Annotated in this window: 6 protein-coding genes and 1 riboswitch; of the genes, 4 read left to right on the top strand and 2 right to left on the bottom strand. The window is 53.1% G+C overall.

The window, feature by feature from the left end; genetic code table 11:
- The 3 genes from J1785_RS03300 to J1785_RS03290 all read left to right on the top strand — a co-directional run.
- A partial coding sequence (locus J1785_RS03300) for a helix-turn-helix domain-containing protein (RefSeq protein ID WP_217218799.1) occupies positions 1-562 on the top strand: 562 nt, incomplete at its 5' end.
- A gap of 90 nt (positions 563-652) precedes the next feature.
- The gene (locus J1785_RS03295; protein ID WP_129952165.1) at positions 653-1,339 is read left to right on the top strand and encodes a GntR family transcriptional regulator; all 687 of its coding nucleotides are present in this window, start codon (positions 653-655) and stop codon (positions 1,337-1,339) included.
- 122 nt (positions 1,340-1,461) lie between these two features.
- Positions 1,462-2,310 carry a hypothetical protein gene (locus J1785_RS03290; protein WP_129991687.1) on the top strand — a complete coding sequence of 283 codons (849 nt, stop codon included), beginning with the start codon at positions 1,462-1,464 and terminating at the stop codon, positions 2,308-2,310.
- Between the two features lie 7 nt (positions 2,311-2,317).
- On the opposite strand, the gene thiD is transcribed toward J1785_RS03290, so the two are convergent.
- Both thiD and thiM read right to left on the bottom strand, forming a co-directional pair.
- A complete protein-coding gene (thiD, locus tag J1785_RS03285; RefSeq protein WP_129952163.1) occupies positions 2,318-3,118 on the bottom strand; it encodes a bifunctional hydroxymethylpyrimidine kinase/phosphomethylpyrimidine kinase in 801 nt (266 codons plus the stop codon).
- Entirely contained in the window at positions 3,105-3,923 is an 819-nt protein-coding gene (gene thiM, locus J1785_RS03280) for a hydroxyethylthiazole kinase (RefSeq protein ID WP_129952162.1), read from the bottom strand. The genes thiD and thiM overlap by 14 nt, the downstream gene beginning before the upstream one ends.
- 34 nt (positions 3,924-3,957) lie before the next feature.
- A riboswitch (TPP riboswitch) is annotated at positions 3,958-4,056 on the bottom strand.
- Positions 4,057-4,221: 165 nt separating this feature from the next.
- Here thiM and J1785_RS03275 point away from each other — a divergent pair.
- A complete protein-coding gene (locus tag J1785_RS03275; protein WP_205951575.1) occupies positions 4,222-4,644 on the top strand; it encodes a GNAT family N-acetyltransferase in 423 nt (140 codons plus the stop codon).
- Positions 4,645-4,848: the final 204 nt, after the last annotated feature.

The following is a 4,848-nucleotide window of genomic DNA, read 5'->3' as shown; positions in this document are numbered from 1 at the left end:
GAAAGATATAGCAATAAATAATTCACAGCAAAATAATCCCTCTTTACAGCTGAATATTCCACAACATTGTAAAGTCAGGGACCGCGAAACGCTGCTAACGCTGTTCAGATTATTTTTATATGAACAGGAACGCGGCGGTAATTCTCTGGATCTGTTTCTGATTTTGCTGCTAGAAGAAGTCTCGCGCACCTGGCCGGAGAATGTTGAACCGGGCGGCCCCGGCGTGGCGCTGGCCTATAAAGCCCGTCAGCTGATTACGACACAATTCCATCTGCCGCTGGGAGCCTCTGAACTGGCGGAACGGCTGCATTGTAATGCTGATTATCTCGGGCGGGTTTTCCGCCTGACCTTTCAGATGACGCTGACAGAGGCGCTGCATAAACAACGGGTCGCGGCAGCAGAAAAACTGCTACTGGCCAATACCGGCAATGTGGCGGACGTGGCACGCCTGACGGGGTTTAACGACGTGGCGTATTTTCGTCGGGTATTTCGTAAACTACTGGGCATTACCCCTGCGGCCTACAAAAAGCTGTATTGCCGTGAGCATATAAACTCCCAATAATTTGATAAAACCTTGCGCTAACAATCTCAAAAACATCAGAAAACTCATGTTAGTATTGGGGTCTTCCGACTTTAAAGACAACTTTTGCCCATGACAGACTCCTTTGAATTTCTCAGTAATGTGCCGGTTAATCAGCAGATTTATCGCACCTTGCGTCAGGACATCGTCACCTGTGCCATCGCACCGGGGGCATTCCTGTCGGAGAAAGAGATTTCCACACGCTTTAATGTGTCCCGTCAGCCGGTTCGTGAAGCCTTTATCAAACTGGCCGAAGCCGGACTGGTTCAGGTTTTACCGCAACGCGGTACGTATGTAATGAAAATTTCCTCCAAACGGGTCGCTGACGGACGTTTCATTCGCGAAGCCGTTGAAACCGCCGTGGTACGCCGTGCAGCCATGGTCGCTACGGACAAAGATCTGGCGCTGCTCGGACATAATCTTGAGCGTCAGACACTGGCAGCAAAGCGTCAGCAAACGCAGGAATTCCTGCTACTGGATGATGAGTTCCACCGCACGATCGCACAAATTATCGACTGCCGTCTGGCATGGGAAACCGTCGAGCACATCAAAGCGACAATGGATCGCGTCCGCTTTCTGACACTCAGCAAAGTGTCACCGCCGGAAAATCTGATTGCACAGCATTATGCGATTTTTGACGGACTGCAAGCACATGACCCGGACGCCGCAGAAAAAGCCATCCGTATTCATTTGCAGGAAATGATTTCCACCATTACGCCCATTGCCGAACAAAACAGTGACTGGTTTGATGCCGAGTAAGTAAAGGGAAAGAGTACAATACAAGCAGTTTGCGACGGCGTTCAAATTTTGCGGGTTAGCCCTGAAATCTGTATGACAACTTGGTGTAAGCTGTAAACCACACCAATATCGTGGATACTTTTATGCCAGCCGCTGCCACCCTGAAAAAAAGCTACTACAGTGCCGATCAGTCACTCTCCCTCTCCCAACTCGATAACGAGAAAATCAGTCAGATCGTCCGGGATCTGGACGTGGCAGAAAGCGAAAAAGAACATTACGTCACGGGCTGGATGGGCCAGAACAGCGTGGTCCTGGTGAGGAATTATCAGGACAAACGGGGCACGTCCAGCGGCCTGGTGATGTCGCGTGGCAATCGTTACAAACTCACCGTTCAGGCCATCACTTTCCGTATCCCCAAAGTGCTGCTGTGGGTCACGTTCCGCCGTAAGCCCCGCACCATGACCGTGATCGCCTATAACAAGCTGGGCGAACAGGCGACCGGCCTGCAACAGTTCATGCATGTGCAGGATCCTGAACTCAGGGAGAAGCTGGAGCAGGACTGGCGTGAACTGAACGATTATCTCGGCATGGCCTGCTGGCAGATGGATAACAACCGCCCGCAATGGCGCCAGTTGCACGGCGAAATCACGTCGCAATCCCTCGTTTCGCTGGCTGAATCGCCATGGTTCAGCGGTAAAAAACTGCAAAAAGATGGCGAACTGGAAGGGCTGTGGTTGCACGGGCAGTTTATTGGCCGACGCAACGGCGAACAGGCGGCATTGCTGCTGTCATGGAAAGACGAAGAGAACGACGATATTGCCAGCTATCTGTTTGAACGGATGTCAGCGGACAAAATTCGCGTGATGCTGCGCCCGCGTAAAGAAGAAAAATTTTATCCGCTGAACCCGTTTGATGCCGTGCATTTGCAACAGGCACTGACGAAATTCCGTCAGGCTGAACAGGCGCTGAGTGAAACCCTGCGCCTCGCATAATCTGTGGTTACCACCAGCGGTGGAAATGATGTACCGGCCCGATGCCGTGACCGACGTCAAGTGAATCGGCCTGCATCAGCGCCTGCTGTAAATAGTCTTTGGCTTCACGCACAGCACCGGCCCAGTGTTGATGACGCGGACGTAAAGCGGCCAGCGCGGCCGACAGCGTACAACCTGTGCCGTGAGTATGTCGGGTATTCACGCGCGGCGCAGTAAACCGCTCGCGGGAACCCGGTGTAAACAGCCAGTCAGGGCTTTCCTCATCGCTCAGATGCCCCCCTTTCATCAGCACTGCGCCACATCCCATCGCCAGCAGTGCTTCTCCCTGCTCACGCATTTCGGTTTCGTTCACTGCGACCGCACATTCCAGTAACGCCGCCGCTTCCGGCAGGTTTGGCGTAATCATCGAAGCCTGCGGGATCAGCAAACGGCGCACCGCATCAACGGCTTCCGGCAGCAGCAAAGGATCGCCACTTTTCGCCAGCATCACGGTATCCAGCACCACAAACGGTGGCTGATAATGCCGGATCCGCTCCGCCACCGCTTCCACAATCTGGCTGTTTGCCAGCATGCCAATTTTGGTACTGTCGATCCGCACATCGCTCAGTACGGAATCAAGCTGTGCTGAAACAAACCCTGGCTCAATGTTATAAACCGACTGCACACCACGGGTATTTTGGGCTACCAGCGCGGTGATCACACTGGTACCGTACGCGCCAAGCGCCGAAAAGGTTTTTAAATCCGCCTGGATCCCTGCCCCGCCACTCGGATCAGTGCCTGCAATTGTCAGTGCATTAATACGTTTCATTGTCTGCCTCGCCGTTCAGCCATTCTTCGCCCATTAAATACAGATTATCGAGGAATTCAGGCGTGAAACTGCCCGGCCCTTTCACGGCCATACAGGCGCGTTCGCCCGCGCAGGACATCACCCGGCAGGCGGCGGCCACGTTATCCAGACGATCGCCCGGCAAAGCCGCAAAGGCGGCTACTACTGCGGATAGTGCGCATCCTGTTCCCACCACTCGGGTCATCATCGGATGCCCGCCAGCCACAGCCCAACTGCGCTGGCCGTCGGTGACATAATCGGTTTCACCGGTGACAGCCACGACTGCGCCGGTCTCACGCGCCAGTTGCTGTGCGGCAGGTAAAGCAGAAAAGGAATCATCGCCGCTGTCAACGCCGCGCCCGGACGCACTGACGCCGCTGAGGGCCAGGATTTCGGAGGCATTGCCGCGGATTGCTGCAGGTTTAAGTGTGATGAGTTCACGACAGAATTCTGTACGCCAGTTCAGGCCGCCGACGGCAACCGGATCCAGCACCCAGGGCTTTCCGGCCTGACTGCCTGCCTGAATGGCTGCCAGCATTGCCTGCGCATGGGGATGTGTCAGCGTACCGACATTGACCAGCAGGGCATCGGCGATGGCACTAAATTGTGCCGCTTCGGCGGGATCAACCACCATCGCAGGAGACGCGCCCAGCGCCAGCAGGACGTTGGCGGTAAAAGATTGCACCACGTCATTGGTCAGGCAGTGAACCAGCGGCGCAGCAAAGCGAAGTTGTTTCAGAGAAGTGGCGGCTAAAGCGCCGGGAATGTAGGTAGGTCGGGTATTCATAAGTCTCCCTACCGGCGCTCAAGAAGGCGGTATCAGGAGAGATACCTGACTTCCCTACGCTGGTATAATCCAGATCAGGTAATACGGGTAAAATCTCAGCCCTGCTTTGCAGCGGGCACCCCGAGTCAAGGGAGCATTATTGGCGGCGGAGGTCAGAAGATCAATCAGCAAATGCGTTAAAAAACCAATCAGTGAAGCTTATTGAACTCATTCCGCTTCACTGGCAGTATCTGGGCACAGACCTGAATAACATACGTTGATGAAAAACTTCCTCAGGAGTCAATGCTTGCCCTCAACAATGACTGTACGCCCTTATCAAGAAGCAGACCGCCCGTTTTTACGTACGCTCTATCTGGCCTCGCGCAAGCACACCTGGACATGGCTGGAAGACGATTTTCAGCTGGAAGATTTTGACCGGGCAGTGCTCGGCGAGACAATACTGGTCGCAGAACGTGACGGACATTTACTGGGATTCGCCTCAATTTTCACTCAGGAAAATTTTTTGCATAACCTGTTTGTTGATCCGCAGTATCAGGGAACCGGTGCAGGTTCGGCATTGCTTCACGCTGCTGAAGAAACCTTTACCCGTCAGGGATCGCTGAAATGTTTAGCCAAGAGTAAAAATGCCGTCGCTTTTTATCTGTCAAAAGGCTGGACCATCATCTCTGCGGGGGACAGCCCAAAAGGTGAATACTATTTATTTCATTCACCAAAGAAATAATTGAGAAGAAAATGATTACCCCGAAAAACCTTATTTTCACGGTTCTGACTAATATCATATTTTCTTTGTCGTTAAGAGGTTAAATTCCGCAGCAGTGCTATACATACGATGGCTTCCTTAAAAATTTCGAGGGGATGAATGAAAACCCTGAAACTGATGCAGATTGCTGCAGTGACCGGTGCGCTGTTCCTGGCCGGTTGTACC

It is taken from the genome of Rahnella perminowiae, from assembly GCF_019049755.1.
GTDB lineage: Bacteria > Pseudomonadota > Gammaproteobacteria > Enterobacterales > Enterobacteriaceae > Rahnella > Rahnella perminowiae.
This window is presented reverse-complemented; position numbering and strand designations above follow the sequence as displayed.

Bases quoted from the DNA above. Each gene is read 5' to 3' on its own strand.
- J1785_RS03290 (WP_129991687.1), top strand. From the start codon at position 1,462: ATGCCAGCCGCTGCCACCCTGAAAAAAAGCTACTACAGTGCCGATCAG.
- J1785_RS03295 (WP_129952165.1), top strand. From the start codon at position 653: ATGACAGACTCCTTTGAATTTCTCAGTAATGTGCCGGTTAATCAGCAG.
- thiD (WP_129952163.1), bottom strand. From the start codon at position 3,118: ATGAAACGTATTAATGCACTGACAATTGCAGGCACTGATCCGAGTGGC.
- J1785_RS03275 (WP_205951575.1), top strand. From the start codon at position 4,222: ATGACTGTACGCCCTTATCAAGAAGCAGACCGCCCGTTTTTACGTACG.
- thiM (WP_129952162.1), bottom strand. From the start codon at position 3,923: ATGAATACCCGACCTACCTACATTCCCGGCGCTTTAGCCGCCACTTCT.